General features: G+C 69.4%; 17 protein-coding genes. 8 read left to right on the top strand and 9 right to left on the bottom strand.

Annotated elements, in window-relative coordinates; genetic code table 11:
• Nucleotide 1 precedes the first annotated feature (1 nt).
• The 3 genes from HQ306_RS03055 to HQ306_RS03045 are packed head-to-tail and all read left to right on the top strand — an operon-like array spanning nt 2 to nt 3,475.
• A complete protein-coding gene (locus HQ306_RS03055; RefSeq protein ID WP_222627541.1) occupies nt 2-973 on the top strand; it encodes an ABC transporter permease in 972 nt (323 codons plus the stop codon).
• Nucleotides 966-1,850 carry an ABC transporter permease gene (locus HQ306_RS03050; RefSeq protein WP_222627539.1) on the top strand — a complete coding sequence of 295 codons (885 nt, stop codon included), beginning with the start codon at nt 966-968 and terminating at the stop codon, nt 1,848-1,850. The genes HQ306_RS03055 and HQ306_RS03050 overlap by 8 nt, the downstream gene beginning before the upstream one ends.
• The gene (locus HQ306_RS03045) at nt 1,847-3,475 is read left to right on the top strand and encodes an ABC transporter ATP-binding protein (RefSeq protein ID WP_222627537.1); all 1,629 of its coding nucleotides are present in this window, start codon (nt 1,847-1,849) and stop codon (nt 3,473-3,475) included. The genes HQ306_RS03050 and HQ306_RS03045 overlap by 4 nt, the downstream gene beginning before the upstream one ends.
• A 185-nt stretch (nt 3,476-3,660) precedes the next feature.
• Here HQ306_RS03045 and HQ306_RS03040 read toward each other — a convergent pair whose 3' ends face one another.
• The gene (locus tag HQ306_RS03040) at nt 3,661-5,034 is read right to left on the bottom strand and encodes an MFS transporter (protein WP_222627535.1); all 1,374 of its coding nucleotides are present in this window, start codon (nt 5,032-5,034) and stop codon (nt 3,661-3,663) included.
• Between the two features lie 80 nt (nt 5,035-5,114).
• Between HQ306_RS03040 and HQ306_RS03035 the strand changes: the two genes are divergently transcribed.
• The 3 genes from HQ306_RS03035 to msrA all read left to right on the top strand — a co-directional run bounded on the left by HQ306_RS03035 (nt 5,115) and on the right by msrA (nt 7,162).
• Entirely contained in the window at nt 5,115-5,630 is a 516-nt protein-coding gene (locus tag HQ306_RS03035; protein ID WP_056447228.1) for a helix-turn-helix domain-containing protein, read from the top strand.
• A gap of 109 nt (nt 5,631-5,739) precedes the next feature.
• A complete protein-coding gene (locus HQ306_RS03030; protein ID WP_261769686.1) occupies nt 5,740-6,540 on the top strand; it encodes a GAF and ANTAR domain-containing protein in 801 nt (266 codons plus the stop codon).
• An 85-nt stretch (nt 6,541-6,625) separates the two neighbouring features.
• Nucleotides 6,626-7,162 (top strand): peptide-methionine (S)-S-oxide reductase MsrA, encoded by a 537-nt coding sequence (gene msrA / locus HQ306_RS03025; protein ID WP_222627533.1) that lies wholly within the window; start codon nt 6,626-6,628, stop codon nt 7,160-7,162.
• A gap of 30 nt (nt 7,163-7,192) precedes the next feature.
• Here the strand turns inward: msrA and HQ306_RS03020 are convergent, their stop codons facing one another.
• Nucleotides 7,193-7,993, bottom strand: a complete 801-nt coding sequence (locus tag HQ306_RS03020) for a HugZ family protein (protein WP_027504009.1) — start codon at nt 7,991-7,993, stop codon at nt 7,193-7,195.
• 220 nt (nt 7,994-8,213) lie between these two features.
• A complete protein-coding gene (locus tag HQ306_RS03015) occupies nt 8,214-8,942 on the bottom strand; it encodes a pirin family protein (protein ID WP_027504008.1) in 729 nt (242 codons plus the stop codon).
• Between the two features lie 64 nt (nt 8,943-9,006).
• Between HQ306_RS03015 and HQ306_RS03010 the strand changes: the two genes are divergently transcribed.
• Nucleotides 9,007-9,834: an SDR family oxidoreductase gene (locus HQ306_RS03010; RefSeq protein WP_056447585.1), complete on the top strand. Its 828-nt coding sequence runs from the start codon at nt 9,007-9,009 to the stop codon at nt 9,832-9,834.
• On the opposite strand, the gene HQ306_RS03005 is transcribed toward HQ306_RS03010, so the two are convergent.
• A complete protein-coding gene (locus tag HQ306_RS03005) occupies nt 9,822-11,048 on the bottom strand; it encodes an MFS transporter (protein ID WP_222627531.1) in 1,227 nt (408 codons plus the stop codon). The two genes, HQ306_RS03010 and HQ306_RS03005, sit on opposite strands and share 13 nt — an antisense overlap.
• A gap of 85 nt (nt 11,049-11,133) precedes the next feature.
• Between HQ306_RS03005 and HQ306_RS03000 the strand changes: the two genes are divergently transcribed.
• On the top strand, nt 11,134-12,042 hold the full coding sequence (locus tag HQ306_RS03000) for a LysR family transcriptional regulator (RefSeq protein ID WP_222627529.1): 909 nt from the start codon (nt 11,134-11,136) through the stop codon (nt 12,040-12,042).
• 9 nt (nt 12,043-12,051) lie between these two features.
• Here HQ306_RS03000 and HQ306_RS02995 read toward each other — a convergent pair whose 3' ends face one another.
• The 5 genes from HQ306_RS02995 to HQ306_RS02975 are packed head-to-tail and all read right to left on the bottom strand — an operon-like array spanning nt 12,052 to nt 17,226.
• A complete protein-coding gene (locus tag HQ306_RS02995; RefSeq protein WP_261769685.1) occupies nt 12,052-12,834 on the bottom strand; it encodes a TauD/TfdA family dioxygenase in 783 nt (260 codons plus the stop codon).
• Complete coding sequence (locus tag HQ306_RS02990) at nt 12,831-13,916, bottom strand: D-alanine--D-alanine ligase (RefSeq protein ID WP_308115375.1); 1,086 nt, start codon at nt 13,914-13,916, stop codon at nt 12,831-12,833. Before HQ306_RS02990 ends, HQ306_RS02995 begins: the two co-directional genes overlap by 4 nt.
• Nucleotides 13,909-15,201 carry an ATP-grasp enzyme gene (locus tag HQ306_RS02985; protein WP_222627527.1) on the bottom strand — a complete coding sequence of 431 codons (1,293 nt, stop codon included), beginning with the start codon at nt 15,199-15,201 and terminating at the stop codon, nt 13,909-13,911. The genes HQ306_RS02990 and HQ306_RS02985 overlap by 8 nt, the downstream gene beginning before the upstream one ends.
• The gene (locus tag HQ306_RS02980) at nt 15,198-15,992 is read right to left on the bottom strand and encodes an O-methyltransferase (RefSeq protein WP_222627525.1); all 795 of its coding nucleotides are present in this window, start codon (nt 15,990-15,992) and stop codon (nt 15,198-15,200) included. The genes HQ306_RS02985 and HQ306_RS02980 overlap by 4 nt, the downstream gene beginning before the upstream one ends.
• Nucleotides 15,985-17,226 (bottom strand): sedoheptulose 7-phosphate cyclase, encoded by a 1,242-nt coding sequence (locus HQ306_RS02975; RefSeq protein ID WP_027504001.1) that lies wholly within the window; start codon nt 17,224-17,226, stop codon nt 15,985-15,987. The genes HQ306_RS02980 and HQ306_RS02975 overlap by 8 nt, the downstream gene beginning before the upstream one ends.
• Nucleotides 17,227-17,249: the final 23 nt, after the last annotated feature.

The raw sequence follows: 17,249 nt of genomic DNA, 5'->3' as shown, positions 1-17,249 counted from the left end.
CATGCTTCGCTACCTCGGCCTGCGCGTCCTGCAGGCGATCGGTGTCCTGTGGGCCGCGTTCACCATCTCCTTCGTGGTGCTGTTCCTGCTGCCCTCCGATCCGGTGAGCATCGCGGTCGATTCCGGCGGCGGCAGTGACACCCCGGTGGACGCGGCCGCGGTCGCCGAGCTGCAGGCCCGGTACGGACTGGACAAGCCTGTCCTCGAGCAGTACTGGACATCGCTCACCAGCGCGATCCGCGGTGACTTCGGCACGTCCATCTCCACGGGTCAGCCGGTGACCACCGCGATCCTGGGCGCCGTTCCGAGCACCCTCGCCCTGGCCGGTCTCGCGCTGATGCTCGCCGTCGGTGTCGGTGGGGGGCTCGCCTTTCTCGCTACCTACACCCGCGCACGATGGTTGCGTACCGCGCTGCTCTCCCTCCCTCCGCTGGGCGTCGCGGTGCCGACGTTCTGGGTGGGACTCCTGCTCCTGCAGGTGTTCTCGTTCGGGCTGCCGATCTTCCCGGCGTTCGGCGACCGCGGGTTCGGATCGCTGGTGCTGCCGGCGATCACGCTGGCGGTACCGACCGGGGCCGTCATCGCGCAGGTGCTCGCGACCAGCCTGACCACGACGTGGCGGCAACCGTTCACCACCGCGGCCGAGGCGAAGGGTGCGTCCCGGTGGCGGATCCAGACTCGCCACGTGCTGCGCCTGGCCAGCGTGCCGGCGTTCACCATCGCCGGCGTCCTCGTCGGCGAACTGTTGGCCGGTTCGGTGGTCGTCGAGACCGTGTTCTCCCGGGCCGGCGTGGGCCGACTGACGCAGACATCGGTTCTCGCGCAGGACATCCCGGTGGTGCAGGGAATCGTGGTCCTCACGTCGCTGGTGTTCGTGGTCGTCACGCTGGCCGTGGACATCGTGTACCCCCTGATCGATCCCCGGATCGTCCAGCGCACCACCCGACCCACGAAGGAGCCGACCCATGTCTGACGTCCTGGTACGAGAGACGGTCCACGCGAGCGTCTCGCCCGAGCCGACGTCCCGTCGACGGCGAGTGACCCCGCGGGCCGTCGGCGGCAGGATCGGCGTGGCGGTGTCGGTGGCCGTCCTGATCGTCGCCATCGGGTTCGCCATCGTCCCGTCTCTGTTCGCCAGTGGGGATCCCTTGCGCGGCGTCCCGGCGGAGAAGTTGCAGGGACCCAGCGCCGCTCACTGGTTCGGCACCGACAACATCGGCCGCGACGTCTGGACCCGGGTCGTGCACGGTGCCGGGTTGTCGCTCAGCGCGACGCTGATGGCCGTGGCCATCGCGCTCGTGGCGGGATCGATTCTCGGCCTGATCGGAGGCGCTGTCGGCGGAATCGTCGACGCGGTGCTCATGCGTCTCGTCGACGTGCTGTTGTCCATCCCGACTCTGCTGCTGGCCCTGGCCCTGGTCACCGCTCTCGGTTTCGGAACCGTGAACGTCGCGATCGCGGTCGGTGTCACCCTCGTCGCGAGCTTCGCGCGCGTGATGCGGTCCGAGGTGCTGCGCGTAAGGCGGTCGCTGTACGTGGAGGCCGCCTTCGCGTCGGGTTCGCGGTGGCACACCGTGCTGTGGACCCACATTCTCCGGAACGCGTACCCACCCGTGATCGCCCTGGCGGCAGTGCAGTTCGGCATGGCCGTGCTCGCTGTGTCGTCGCTCAGTTTCCTCGGTTTCGGAGCGGTACCGCCCACACCGGAATGGGGTTCGCTCGTGTCGGAGGGGCGCAACTTCCTCGCCACCTCCTGGTGGCTCACCACGCTGCCCGGTCTCGTCATCGTGGCGGTCGTGCTGTCGGCGCACAGAGTGGGCCACGCGCTGGATCGGGGTGATCGAGCATGAGCAGCAGGAGTGGAGCCGGCGGAACGACCCGGTCGAGCCTGCTCAGGGTCGACGGTCTGCGCGTGTCGTACGGGGCGACAGAGGCAGTGCGGGGTGTCGACTTCGAGATCGCGCGGGGTGAGGTGCTCGCCCTGGTCGGCGAGTCCGGCAGCGGCAAGACGACCACGGCCCAGGCGATCATCGGTCTCCTCGCCGGATCGGGCACCGTCACCGGGGGCACCGTCACGTTCGACGGTGACCGTGTCGACGACGCGGGACACCGTCGGTGGGAGAAGCTTCGCGGTGCGCACATCGGTCTGGTGCCGCAGGACCCGACCACGTCGCTCAATCCTGTGAAGCGAGTGGGGGAGCAGGTCGCAGAGGTGCTCCGCATCCACGGCCGGGCCGACCGGCGCAGCGCCGCGGCGGCGGCCGTGCGGATACTCGACGAGGCGGGGATCGACAATCCGGAGCTCCGTGCTCGGCAGTATCCGCAAGATCTGTCCGGCGGGCAGCGTCAGCGCGTGCTCATCGGTGTCGCGCTGGCGTGCGAGCCGGAGCTGGTGATCGCCGACGAGCCGACCAGCGCTCTGGACGTGACCGTGCAGCGCCGCATTCTCGACCACCTCGCGGATCGGATCGCCGAGCACGGCACCTCGGTACTGCTGATCACGCACGACCTCGGGGTCGCGGCCGACCGCGCCGATCGGATCGCCGTCATGCGTGACGGTGAGATCGTCGAGATCGGGCCGGCGCGAGAGGTGTTGGAGAACCCGACCGCCGACTACACGAGAAGCCTGATCGCGTCCGCGCCGTCTCTGACGTCGGTACGGCTGCCGCGTGCGACGCGCGAGGCGCAGCCGGTCCTGTTGTCGCTGAGACACGTGTCCAAGACGTTCCGCATCGGTCGTGGGCAGAACCTGACGGCGGTGGACGGGGTGTCGCTCGACGTCGAGCGCGGACGGACGGTGTCGATCGTCGGGGAGAGCGGCTCGGGAAAGTCCACCACCGCTCGCATCGCCCTACGGCTCGAGAACCCGTCGGCGGGGTCGGTCGTCTTCGACGGCGACGACATCACGTCCGCACGCGGCAGGGAGTTGCGCACCCTCAGGCGACGCTTCCAGATCGTGTATCAGAACCCGTACGCATCGCTGAATCCCGCACTGCGCGTGCGGGACATCGTGGCGGAACCGCTCGTCGCGTTCGGGCTCGGATCACGCTCCACGCGTCCCGCCCGGGTGGCCGAACTGCTCGAGCAGGTCGCCCTGGCGCCGGAGTACCTCGACAGGCGCCCCGCCGAGCTGTCCGGTGGGCAGCGCCAGCGGGTCGCCATCGCCCGCGCGCTGGCTCTCCACCCGGAGCTGCTCGTGCTCGACGAACCGGTGTCCGCACTGGACGTCTCGGTGCAGGCGCAGATTCTCGAACTCCTCACTCGGCTGCAGGACGAGTTGGATCTGAGCTATCTGTTCATCTCCCACGATCTCGCGGTCGTGCGCCAGATCAGCGACACGGTGCTGGTGATGCGCAACGGGCGAGTGGTCGAGTCCGGGTCGGCGGAGGACGTGTTCGATCGACCGCAGCACGAGTACACCAGGGAACTGCGCAAGGCCGTTCCGGGAACGGGAGTCGACGCACGACCGTCGTGACCTTTCCGATCACGCCGAGCAGAACTGTGTCTCCGCGCGCCGCGCGGCTCTAGCGTCGGGCCATGACCTGGAACTCGATCATCGATTCGATCCGTCACTGGGTGTCCGACTGGAGCGACGAGTCTGCCGCCGGCTGCGTCGAGGCCGCGGTGCGCACCTCGTTCTGAGGGCGCGCGACGACGCGGTCAGCGTACGGCTCTCGGCCGGGTCGCCGCGACGACCGCGGCCCCCAGCGCGGTGATCGCGATGACGACGATCACGGCGTGGTTCCAGCCGTCGAACACTGCGGACGGTGCGGTGCCGGCCGACAGGACCACCACCGACACCACGGTCACGCCGATCGCCGAGCCGAGATAGCGCGCGGTGTTGTTCGCCCCGCTTCCCATGGCGGCGCGCCCGGCAGGGACGCTCGCGACGGCCTCGCGGCCGAGGGCGGCGTTGACTATTCCTGTAGCGGCGCCGGCCAGGACGAGACCCGGCACGAGGCGCAGGGGCGACGACGTCTCGGACAGTCCGAGTAACAGCCCCGTCCCGACGGCGACACCGACGAGGCCCAGGGCCAGTTGCGTTCCGCCGGAGACGGACGCGGGTATGCGCCGCGCGAGCAGGGCGGTGATCACGCTCGTCGCCGACCAGCCGAAGAGCAGGAAGGCGCTGTGGAGTGCGTCCAGACCGAATGCGGCGCCGACGAATCCGGCCATGTACGACATCAGCGCGATCACCCCGGCTCCGGTGGCGAGTGCGGCGACGGTGGCGGCGAGGAAGGCGGGTTGGCGCAGCAGCGTGAGATCGAGCATGGGCGACGCGGTCCGGCGTTCGTGCAGAACGAAACCCGCGAGCAACAGCGCGGCCACGGCGAGCAGGACCAGGGGTAGGGGTCGCGTCCACCCGGCACGGCCCTCGACGAGCGCGGCGAGGAGGGCCGACAGACCCCCGGACAGGGCGACGGCGCCGATCAGGTCCAGCCCGCGCGGTGTCTCCGTGCGGGATTCGGCGAGGAGGCGCCCTGCGACGACCGCGGCGACGAGTGTCAGCGCGGTGAGCAGCCAGTACCCCTCGCGCCACGTGGCGAGACGATCCGAGGTCGCGGACAGCAGGGGCCCGAGGGTGATGCCCGCGCCGACGGCCGCGCCCCAGATGCCGCTGGCACGGGCGCGCAGCGGGCCGGGTTCGAAGGCGTGCGCGAGGACGCCGAGACTCGACGCCAGCACCGCGCCCGCGCCGACGCCCTGGACCACGCGGGCGAGGACGAACACGAGCGTGGACGGCGCGGCCGCGCACACAGCGGACGCGAGGGCGAGGACGACGAGACCGAGAACGAAGGTGCGGCGACGGCCGATGTCGTCGGCGAGTGCGCCGGACACCAGCAACGCGGCACTGAGGCCGATGCTCATCGAGCTCAGGATCCAGGTTCTGCCCGACGCGTCGCTCCCGAGCGTCGCGGCGGTGCTGCCGATGGTCGCCAGGGGAAACGTGAACGCAGCCAGGGCGAGGAGGGTCCCGAACGCTGCGACGGGCAGGGGACGGGCGAGAGGTGGTGCGGATCGCTGCTGAGTCATGCCCGTCCTTCGGTTCGGTGAGCGAACCGTAACCCGCCGATATGGTTCGGTCAACAGACCGTTCGAGGTAGGCTCGGGCCATGGCGATGGGAACGGATTACGCCGCGCAGGACTGCTCGCTCGCTCGCGCCCTGGAGATCGTGGGGGAGCGGTGGACACTGCTCGTCGTGCGGGACTCCCTGTTCGGTGTGCGCCGGTTCTCCGACTTCCAGCACCACCTCGGCATGTCGAAAGCAGTGCTGTCGCAGCGCCTGTCGGCCCTGGTGGACCACGGGTTGCTGAGCAGGGAACGTGTCGGTGGGCGTGAGGAATATCGTCCCACCGAGATCCTCGTCGACCTGTGGCCCGCGCTGCACGCGCTGACGGTGTGGGGTGAACGAGCAGTGCCCGCGCAGGACGGCCCCCGTCGGGTGTTCCGACACGAACCGTGCGGCGGTGAGCTCGACGATCACGGCAGCTGCCCGCAGTGCGGGACCGTGCCCGCTGCCGGTCGGGTCGTCATGTCGCCGGGGCCGGGTGTGACCGCGACCCCGCGGCCGAACACCGTGTCCCGCGCGCTCCGCGCACCTCGTCGGTTGCTCGAGCCGATCAGGTGACGGCGACACCCGGCGCGAGGTGAAGGGGGGCGGTCGCGCGACGGCCCCCGGGGCCTCGCTCTATTCTGGACCGGGTCGGAAACACAGGTCCGCGACACGGTCGGTTGTCATGGGCGTCGAGAGTGGGGAACACATGACGGTGCCGTACGGCGATCGCGGCGATCTCGTCCGCACCATCGACGAGGACACCTCCGTCGATCAGCAGGCGTCGGCGCTCGGCAAAATCGCCGAGATGGCCCGCACTCTCCGCGGAACCCGTCGATCGGTGGACGACACGCTGACAGCCCTGGTGCGGTCGGCCACGCAGCTCATGCCCGGCGTCGACCATGCGTGCGTCACCGTGATGACCGGTGCGCGGCGCACCATCCACGCCCGCACCGACGACGTCGCCGCCGATCTCTGCCGTGTGCAGTTCGAACTGGGTGAGGGGCCCACCGAGAACGAGATCTGGCAGATCGACACCGTCGTGGCCGAGAATCTCGGCAGCGAGCGGCGGTGGCCCTCCTTCGCCGCGGCCGCACGCGACAGGGGAATCGAGTCGATGGCGGCGTTCCGCCTCTACACCGATCCGTCGGCGCGTGATCTCGGCGTGTTGCTGCTGTTCAGCAGGACTGCCGACGCCTTCGACGCCGATGCTCAGATGGTCGGATCCGCGCTCGCCGCCCACGGCGCGGTGGCGCTGCTCAGTGCCCGCGACGACCAGAACTTCCGGGACGGCCTCGCGAGTCGCGACATCATCGGCCAGGCCAAGGGGATCCTCATGGAGCGATTCGACGTCGATGCCGTGCAGGCCTTCACGATGCTCGCCCACATCTCCCAGTCCGAGAACCGCCCGCTGCGGGAGGTCGCGCTGTCTCTGATCGAGGAGTCGCATCCCACGAGGTCCGTCGAGGTTCCGCCCGTCGCGTGACGGCCCGCCGGAACTGCCCGTCGGAACAACGCGGTGCGCGCGGACGTTGTCGGAACAGAGTGTTACTGCGACAAGAGGAGACACCATGGCGGACAGCACACAGGCAGGTTCCACGACCGAGACGGCCATCCTGGCGGGTGGATGCTTCTGGGGTGTCGAGGAACTGATCCGCAAGCAGCCGGGCGTGCTCTCCACGCGCGTCGGGTACTCGGGCGGAGACGTGCCGAACGCGACGTACCGGAACCACGGCACGCACGCCGAGGCGGTCGAGATCGTGTTCGACCCGACCCGGACGACCTACCGCGACATCCTGGAGTTCTTCTTCCAGATTCACGACCCGTCGACGAAGAACCGTCAGGGCAACGACCGCGGAGTGAGCTACCGCTCGGCGATCTTCTACACCTCCGAAGAGCAGAAGCACGTCGCGCTGGACACGATCGCCGACGTCGACGCGTCCGGTATCTGGCCCGGAAAGGTGGTCACCGAGGTCACCGCGGCGAGCGAGTTCTGGGAGGCCGAGCCCGAGCACCAGGACTACCTGCAGCGGATCCCCAACGGATACACCTGCCACTGGGTCCGCCCCGACTGGAAGTTGCCGCGCCGGAACGCGGCGGTCAGCTGAGCCGTTCGACCATCGACGCCCGTCGTCCCCTCAGGGGCGGCGGGCGTTTCTCGTCAGCTCGATCGTCGCGGCACGGAGATCGTCGAGTGACGCCAACGGCGACGTGTAGCCGACTCGCGTGTAGGACACGCCTCTCGGTGTGGTGACCGTGATGTCGAGTCCGTAGCGGTCGGCGCCGGTGCACACAGCGGACGTCGCATCGGGGAATCCGCCGAATGCCGCGGTCATCGCGGTGAGTGCGTCCGCGTGGTCGGCGTTCAGGTGCTCCACCGCGGGCCCGCTCACCGGCCGTACCGGATCCGGTACGGCGGCTGCGTAGTCCGCCGCCGTGGCCGAGTCCATGCGGCCGTAGCCGCCCACCCATCTGACTCGGTCCACCGACAGGATCCAGACGGTGAAGTCGCTGTAGTCGATGTAGTACCGCGCCGCCGGGACGGCCGCCAGGTGCGCCTCCCGCGCAGCCTCGACGTCCGAGCCCGACGGCCGAAGCACGGTGCCCGCCAGCGTGATACGTCCGCTCGCGAGCGGATCACTGTTCTCGCCCGGAGCGACGACGGACAGACTCACCCGTGGATCCGCCGCGAGATTGCGACCGTGCTCCGCCATGTGGGAGACACAGAGCACGGGGTTCCCGCCCAGGAGGCCGTACGTCACGTAGGACGCCCACGGATGTCCGTCGGCCGAGAGGCTCGCGAGCGTGGCCGTGTTGGTCGACGCGGCCACCGTGCGCGCCTCCTCGGCCGCGGACGGCCGGCGAGGGTGGGTGACGGGAGCGGTGGGCGTCGGCATCGACGGGGCGTCGCCGGGGTCGCCGTGATCGAGAGTGGCCATGGGCGAACACTACCGGCGCCCGGCGCCGACCGGTGGCGCCGGAATGCCCTAGCGGACGGGCGGTCGCAGCAGGAGGGCAGCGCCCGAACCGACACCGACCACCATGAACATCAGCAGCATGACGACGTTGGCCATCTCGTTCTCCGTCTTCCGGGCGGGTACGTCCACATCGCGACCCGTGTGGACAGTTTTCTACCCCCGGCCGTGTGACCGCAAACACTCACGCATGAGCGTGCATCTCCCACACCAGGATCTCGGCCGACGACGTCGTGTGGACGACATGTCCGCCGGTGTCGGTACCGCGGAGCGCGTCACCGGGACCGAGTGTTCCGATGCCGTCGATCTCGACGGTGCCGCGCGCGACGAAGAGGTGGAGGAACGGCGCGGTGGGGAGGGTGACGGGCGTGCCCGGCCGCAGCCGCGCCACGTGGAGCGCCGCCTTGCTCTGGCCCAGTCCGACGGCCGTGCCACCGCGGTCACGGTCGAGTCCCGACGCGACCGTGACCAGGCGGCCGGAGGCCAGTTCGCCTGCCGCCGCGTACTCCTCGTACCCGGGCGGCCGCCCGTTCTCGTCCGGCGGAAGCCACATCTGGACGACCCGCAGCGGTGTCCCGGCGGAATATCCGGCCCCGTTCCGCTCGGAGTGGACGACGCCGGAGCCCGCACTCATCCGCTGCGCCAACCCGGGCGTGATGGTCCCCTCGTTCCCGAGCGAGTCACGGTGCACCAGTGATCCGTCCAGCACCCAGGTCACGATCTCGACGTCGGCGTGCTGGTGGCTGTCGAATCCCTCGCCCGCGTCGACGGTGTCGTCGTTGTGGACGAGCAGCAACCCGTGCGCATTCGCGGCGAGATCGAAGTTGCCCGCCACGGGGAAGGACTGCCAGGAGTCCAGCCACTCGTTGCGCCAGTGGATTCGATCGGCAGCGGGTACGACGACGTCGGGCATGACACGCACAGTACCCGGGCACATCGACACTGCGACGCGATGTGATGACAGCTATCATCAGATGATGGTGGGACGACGGAGACCGTTGGCGGACCTCGCAGGCAAGGTGGTGGTGATCACCGGAGCCGGATCCGGCATGGGCCGCGCGTACGCGGCGGCCTACGCCGCACGCGGGGCGGTCCTCGCGCTCGGCGACATCGACGGCAACGCCCTCGCGGAGACGGTGACGAGCCTGCCCTCGGGCGGCACGGTGCTCACCGAGGTGTACGACGTGGCCGATCGCGACGCCGTCGCGGCCTTCGCCGCCCGCGTCGCCCGGGAGGTGGGCCCGGCGACCGTCGTCGTCAACAACGCCGGCATCGAGGGCGGTTTCCGGCCCGCCTGGCATCTCGACGACGCGTCCTACGACCGGGTGATGGCGGTCAATCTCGGTGGGGTGGTGCACGGGACGCGCGCCTTCCTGCCGCAGCTGATGTCGCGGCCGGCGGCTGCGCTGGTGAACGTGTCCTCCATCTTCGGACTGCAGGGGACGCCGAACCACACCGACTACTGCGCCAGCAAGTTCGCGGTGCGGGGATTCACCGAGGCCCTCGCGACCGAACTCGCCGGGTCCACCGTCTCGGTCCACCTGGTCCATCCGGGCGGCGTGGCGACCAACATCTCGCGGGCCGAGGGATCCCAGCAGTTCGCAGCGAAGTACTACGCCACCTCGCCCGAGGCGGTGGCCGAGCGCGTGGTGCGGGACGTCGAGTCCGGACGGATGCGCATCGTCACCGGACACCGGTCGCGCCAGGTCGCCTTCGGGGCCCGGTTCCTGCCGCTCCCGCTCATGGTCCGGCTCGTCCGTCGCGACATGAACGACATCCTGGACCCCGGCGACTACGCCGACTGAGCCTCGGCGCCGGGCGACCGCAAGACCAGTGCCCACAGAGCGGCGACGACGGCCAGTGCGATGACGAACGCGGCCATGGCCGACCAGCCGTAGGCCTGATACACGACTCCGCCCGTCCAGCCGACGATGCTCGAACCGCCGTAGTAGAAGAGGTTGTAGAGCGACGCCGCCTGAGCGCGACCGTCCGTCGCGCGATGCCCGGTCCATCCGGACGCGATGGCGTGCGCGGCGAAGAATCCCATCGTGAACACCACCAGGCCGAGGAGTACGACGATCAGCGAGTGCGCGATCGTCAGGGCGACCCCGGCGATCATGACGCCCGTCGACCCGGCGAGCACCGCGGAGCGTCCGAACCGGCCGGCCAGCTGTCCGGCGACGCGAGACGAGACGGTTCCGCTGAGATAGGCGATGAAGATGAGGCTGATCAGCGACTGGGGGAGTCCGAACGGGGCTGCCTCGAGGCGGAAGCCCAGATAGTTGTAGACGGTGACGAAGCCGCCCATGAGCAGGAACGCCTGCCCGAACAGCGCGCGCATGCCGGGGTCCCGGAGGTGTGTGGTGACGCGTTTCCCCAGCCCCGGGCCGCCATCCCGCGCAGGGAGCGCGCGCCGCGGTGCGGGGGCGAGGCGCAGGAAGGCGATCGCGGCCACGGCGGCGATGATCGAGACCGTCAGTGTTCCGATGCGCCAGTTCGTGTACTCGGCGACGGGTCCGGCGATGATGCGGCCGAGCAGCCCGCCCAGCGTGGTGCCCGAGACGTAGGTGGCCGCGGCCACCGCGGTGTTCCGGCGGTGCACCTCCTCGCTGAGGTAGGCGATCGCGATGGCCGGCAGCCCGCCGAGGGCGGCGCCCTCCACGAACCGCACCGTCAGCAGCATCGGCAACGACGTGGAGAGCGGGACGACGAGGCCCAGGACGGTGGCCGTGACGATCGAGATGCTCATGGCACGCACCCGGCCGACGCGGTCGGCCACCACGGACCACGGCAGTACGGCGACCGCGACGCCGACCGTGGCGCAGCCCACCGCGAGCGAGGACTGCGACGGCGTGATCGAGAGGTTCGAGGCGATGAGCGGGAGGATGCCCTGGACGGAGTACAGCTGGGCGAAAGTGGCGACACCGGCGAGAAGCAGCCCGGCGACGAGCCTGCGGTACTCGCGGGACCCACGGGTGTGTCCGTCCCAGTCGGTGTCGGTCGCCTCGTCGATGGTCACGCGATCCGACGGTAGGCCGGACGTGACCTATTCGTCCAATGCATTGCATCTCGCACAATCATGATCGTGACGTATCGTTCGATTCATGCGTGAGGAAGCCGAGGCACTCCTGCCTCTGATCCCGACACTGCTCGCCGTGGCGGAGACCGAACACATCACCGAGGCGGCGCACGTCCTCGGCCTCCCGCAGCCGACGGTGAGCCGGCAACTCGCCCGCGCCTCGGCCGCGTTGGGAGTGGCGGTCGTCGAGCGTCGTGGTCGGGGCATCGCCCTCACGCCTGCGGGACGTGCACTGATGCCCTTCCTCGACCGGGCGGTCCGCGAACTCGAGGCCGGGCTCGACGCCATGACCGAGCAGGACGCCCGCACTCGTGGCCGCATCTCGGTCAGCTTCCAGAACACGGTGGGCGAGGGCGTGCTCCCGCTGCTCATCAAGCGCTTCCTCGCCGATCATCCCGCCGTCACGTTCACCCTCGACCAGGGCGCGCGGGCCCGGTGCCTCGACAGACTGGAGGACGGGAGCGCGGACCTCGCATTCGTGGCGCTCGGCACCGAACACGGCACCGACACGTCCTTCGGGCTGTACGACGAGAGGCTCGTGTTGGTCGTCCCGTCCGATCACCGACTGGCGGGCCGCCGATCGGTGGACCTCGTGGAAACGGCGGACGACCCGTACGTGGCGATGGAACACGGGTACGGCATGCGTTCTCTCTGCGAGACACTGTGGGCCGCTGCGGGAATGGCCCCGACCATCGCCTTCGAGGGGCAGGACATCCACACCGTGCGCGGGCTGGTCGGGGCGGGCCTCGGCGTCAGCGTCCTCCCTCGCACGACCACTCCCGCCGGCCCGCTGCCCACGGTCGACATCGCGGTGAACGACCCCGCGGCGCGGCGGCGCATCGGCGTGGTGTGGCCCGCACGCACCCTGCCGGCGCAGGCCCTCGCCTTCCGCGACATGGTGGTGCGGCGAGGGGCCGCTGTCCTGGCGCGCTGACGATCGGCCTCAGGAGCGAGCGCGACCGTCGGTTGCCATCCCGCGGTGCATCACCCGGTCGCCCACCACTCCGCTGTGGTCGGCCCGGTGCATGACGCACCGGTTGTCCCACAAGACGACGTCGCCCGGCTGCCACGTGTGCCGGTGCACGTTGTCCTCGGCGGTGGAGTGGTCGTAGAGGAACCGGACGGTCTCGGCGGTCTCGTCGGGCGACATTCCGCTGATCGACGCGCATCGCGCGGGAGTCGACAGGTAGAGCGAGCGCCGTCCGCTGATCGGATGGGTCGCCACGAGCGGATGCACTGCGGACGACTCGGCATCGTCGGCGAGATCGAGACCGGTCACGACGTGCGTGAGCGTGCGGTCGACGAGCTCGTCGCGAAGGTCGTCGGGCAGTGTGTCCCACGCGCGGTACTGGTTGCTGAAGACGGTCTGTCCTCCCTCCGACGGCACGGTGACCGCACGGAGCGAGGTGTACGCCGGTGGGTGTGCCACATAGCTCGTGTCCACGTGGAAGGTGGAGCGCGGCGTCGTCGTCCGGCCGACATTGCTGATGACGTTGAGATCCGGGTGTCCGGGGACCGGTGTCTCGCCCTCGGTGAACACGAGGTCGCCGAACGCACGGAGGAACTCGGTGAAACGGTCGTCGTCGAGCGACTGCCCCCGGAAGACGACGACGCCGTGATCTGCTGCGAGGCGGCGTGTCTCGTCGATTCCCGCCGCGTCGAGGTCCTCCACCCGGACGTCCTCGACGTGTGCGCCGACGGGTTCGAGGGTGGTGTGTCGCATCATCGTGCTCCTTCGATCGAGAGTTCGCGCAGTCCTGCGGCGAACAGGTCCTCGAGACTGATTCCCGCGGCCGCAGCCATCACCGCGACCACGCTGCCCCGCGCGTAGGAGCAGTACAGGCCTGCCTCGAGAAACCACGGTCGACCGTCGGGGTCCACCCGGAAGTCGAAGAGGCTGTAGTGCCGACACCCCAGCGCTCGGTGGCACTCGAGGGCCACCGCGTGGATCCGCTCGGTGATCGGATCGTCCTCGGGGACGATCCACGCCTTCGTGGCGTTCTTGGCCACCAGGTACAGCGCCCCGTCCTCGTCGCGGGACAACTTGTCCTCGCGTGTGCGGATCGGACGATCGTCCGCGTCCACGGCGTACTCCTCGAGAGGCAGGCACACCGGTTCACCGTCCACCACGACGATGCCGCAGCGCACCTCACGTCCCAACTCGACGTAGCGCTCCACCAGCACCCGGCGGGAGAACCGCGCAGCGTCCGCGAGCGCGTCGGTGTACTCGTCAGGAGTGCGCGCGAGCGACACCCCCACCGAGTTGTCGGAGTCCACCGGCTTGACGACCACCGGTAACGGGACGGGCGACCGCGTGCCTGACCGTGGTGCGTCCGGGGGCACGACGACGACGTGGCCCTCCGGCACCGGAACGCCCGCCGCAGCGACCACCGCTCGGGTCAGCGCCTTGTCCGCCGCGAGTGCCATCACGTCGGCGGTGTTGCCCAGCAGAGCGAGACCCACGACGTCGACCAGCGCCCGGTAGGACGTCATGCCGGGCAGGCAGAACATCTGCGGCACGACGACGTCGACACCCAGAGCCTCGATGTGACGCAGCGCGTCCGCGAGCGACAGAGGCGGAGCCGCCGCCACCGCGTCGTCGGTGAGATCGACCGGGAAGCGCCACGTGCGGTCGGGCGAGACCAGTGCGACGTGGAACTCGTACCGTGCGGGATCGGCGAGCGCGGACAGCGCGTCCAAGGCGTACACCCGCGACAGGTCCGAGTGGAACTCGTCCTCGGCGGACCCCGCGAGGTGCAGCACGGTCACCCGTGCGGTCGGGTGGACGAAAGCCGTGTCGTCAGTCACCGCCGGCCTCCACGAGTTTGCCGATGTTGAAGTCGATGCGGCTCCACGAGCGACCGGCGCGAAGGTTCGCCCAGATCAGCGACGGCATGTGGAGGTGGTGAAGCATGAAGTAGGGCAACGGATCCCACCGCGTGAACACCGCGTCCTTCCCGGTGGCGATGGTGCGTGCGCGGGCGAGGCGGCCAGGCTGGGTGAGCAGCCGCCAGATCTCGTGGTAGATCCAGTAGGTCGGCCGGGCGGACGGGAGCGGCGTGATGACGGGGTGCCCGTCGTCGAGGTACGCAGCCGCCACGTCCGGGTGATCGTGGAACATGGTGATGGCCGAATGCGTTCGCGGATTGCACTCGATGGCGTAGGCGTGGCCGTCCGCCGCCTCGATGAAGTCGAAGGACACCTGGCCCGTGAGCCCGAGCTCGCCGACGAAATGCTCCACCCACGACCGGATCTCGGGCTTGTCCACCATGGCGTAGTTGATCTGGAACGCCGACGACTCGCAGCACCCGTACACCTGCACGCGCCCGTTGCGGACAGTCGAGTGGGTGCAGTACTCCTGACCGGTGACGAACTCCTGCATGATCCACGGATCCTCGTCCGAGATGTCGAGCCCGGAGACGAACGCGGCATTCGCCGCGCGGTCCCGTCCCGTCAACGGCGTGAGGTCCATACGACCCACCGGGTTGTACGCGATGCGCTTGAGGATGTAGGTACGGCCGTCGGGGAAGTCGAAGTCCTCGACCTGCCGACGGTCGGTGACGAGGTGTGATTCCGGCACGCGCAGACCGAGCGACTCCGCGACCTTCGAGAACTGCACCTTGTCGTCGAGCATGCGCACGGTGGCCGAGTCGACGTGGACGACGTCGCACCGCCCGTCGAGCAGACGACCGACCTCGGCGTCCGGCACGCTGGACGCCGGACTCGACACCGGCACGAACACGTCCGCTCTCTCGTTCAGCACGATGTCGGCGATCGCGCGCGCATATCCGGGTTCCGACGCCTCGGGGACGGTGTGGAACACGTCCACCGCTCGGGAGAACCGATGCGCGGTGTACCGGTACTTGGCCGATTCGACCAGTACCACCCGGTGGCCGGCGCCGTGGAACGATCTCGCGAGTTGTAGCGCCTTGGTCATCTTGCCGCCGTTGATCACGACCGTCCTACGTTGTGCGGCAGGCGAACCGGGTGCCGTGCGCGGTCGGGCTAGCGCCGCCAGGACGGGCACGAGGTCGAGCGGGGCGGTGACGAGCGAGCCGACGAGGACCGCCACGGACCGGCCGACGCTCGTCACGACGCACTCGATCGACGGATGAGCGTCAGTCCGTCCCGCAGCGGGACCAGGACCTGCTCGACGCGGGGGTCCGCCGCCACGGCGCGATTGAACTCCGCGATGGCGGAACCGTTGTCCGACATGGCCGTACCGAGGTACGGCTCGGCCTGCAGGAGTGTGTTGTCGACGGCGACCACGGCGTCCGGCGTCAGCAGCTTGGAGTCGAGAAGCGCCGTCAGGTATCCGAGGTACCCGGCCTTGTCGGCATCGATGAACACCAGGTCGAACCGGCGTCCCTCGTCGGCGAGACGGGTGAGGGACTCCGCCGCAGGACCGACGAGAATCTCGATCGCGTCGCCTGCCGACGACGCGTCGAAGCACTGTCGGGCGAACGCCGCGACGGGTTCGTCCAGTTCACAGGCGACGATGCTTCCGCCGGGTGGAAGTGCCTCGGCCATGGCGAGAGCGGAGTACCCCGTGAACATGCCGATCTCGAGGACCGACGTGGCGCGGGTCATCCGCACGAGGAAGTCGAGGAAACGTCCCTCGACGTGGCCGGACAGCATCTCCTGCTCGAGCGCGCTGCCGGACCATTCCGCGGATCGGGTGCGTGCGGCCAGATCCGCGAGAGCGGGTGATTCCGGGGTGGTGCACTCGTCCAGGTACGGGTCGAGGCCCGCGATCACGTCACGCGCACGCCGAGCGCGGCCGAGAACGGCTGCCGGGACCCCGAGGTCGTCGAGGTCCCGGCACAGCTCCGTCAGCTCGGCCGCGGCGATGGTGGTCGGTGTGACCGGCCGTGCATCACTCATCGTGGGACGAACCGACCGCGACCTCCGGTTGCGGCGCGGTGAACATGTCCACGCCGTCGCCGTCGCGGTCGTGCTCGAGGCAGATCTTCTTGTGCAGGGTGAGCGTGTCCGACAGCTCGTCGACGGTCACGTCGTTCAGGAATTCGCAGGACCCGATGGGCGCCGGCACCGCCGCGCGGAGAATCCCGTCTCGGGTCTTGAGGATGGACGACGTGGCCTCGGCGAGCAGGTCGGCCGTCAGGTACGAGCTGTCGAGCGCGAGCCCGATCCCGCTCATGACGCCGAGCACGCGGTCGCGGTCGTCGGCCGTGATGTGGCCGCGCTGCTCCGCGAGGGTGGTGGACAGCGCCATGTCGATGTTGATGGCGTGTCCGTGGAAGAACGGCGCGGGCGGGGTGAGCTCGAGCGTCGGACTCCAGGTGTGGCCGAAAGCGATCACGCGATCGAGGTCGATCTCGTGGAGGTTGGGCGCTTCCAGGTCCAGCATGGTCGCGATGGCCTTGTAGGTGAGGCGGTCGGCGATCTCGCGCAGTTCCGCGGTGCCGTCGAGGTGACCGAAACGCGTCGCGAGCAGCTCCGGGCCGTGCTTCTCGAGCATCTCGAAGATCTCGAGATTGCCCACGACGGAGATCTTGATGAGTTCCGCCATGCCGTTGCGAACCTGGTCCTCCGGCAGGGTGCCCAGGAAACTGAAGTCCAGCAACACCTTCTGCGAGGCGTGGTACGCGCCCAGACGGTTCTTGTGCTTGCCGTAGTTGACGGCGACCTTGATGCTGACGCTGGCGTCGATGAGACCGATCAGCGTCGTGGGGATGCGGATGTACGGCGTGTTCCGGCGGTAGCTGGCGCACGCGAAGCCGGCGACGTCCGTCGTGAGTCCGCCGCCGACGACCAGGACGGGCTCGGTACGCACCAGGCCGAAGCGATCGAACTCGCCCACGATCCGCTCGAAGGTCTCGATCGACTTCGCCGTCTCGCGGATCTGCACCGGGACGATGGTCAGCGCGATGTCGTGATGGCGGAAATAGGTGTGGATCGCGTCGCCGTACAGCGCGAGGACGCTGTCGTCCACCACCATCAGGCAGCGGCCGTACGGCCGGTAGCTGTCCGCGAGCTCGGTGTTCGCGGTGTCGAAGACGCCGTCGACGTACACGAGGTCGTACTCGATCTTCTCGTATCCCTCGACGTGGAAGGTGCGATCGTCTGCGGTGACACGTGCCTGGAGGTTGCTCACTACTTCTCTCCCGAGGAAAACGG

The sequence above is a fragment of the Rhodococcus sp. BP-160 genome, assembly GCF_019836205.1.
Lineage (GTDB): Bacteria > Actinomycetota > Actinomycetes > Mycobacteriales > Mycobacteriaceae > Rhodococcoides.
This window is presented reverse-complemented; position numbering and strand designations above follow the sequence as displayed.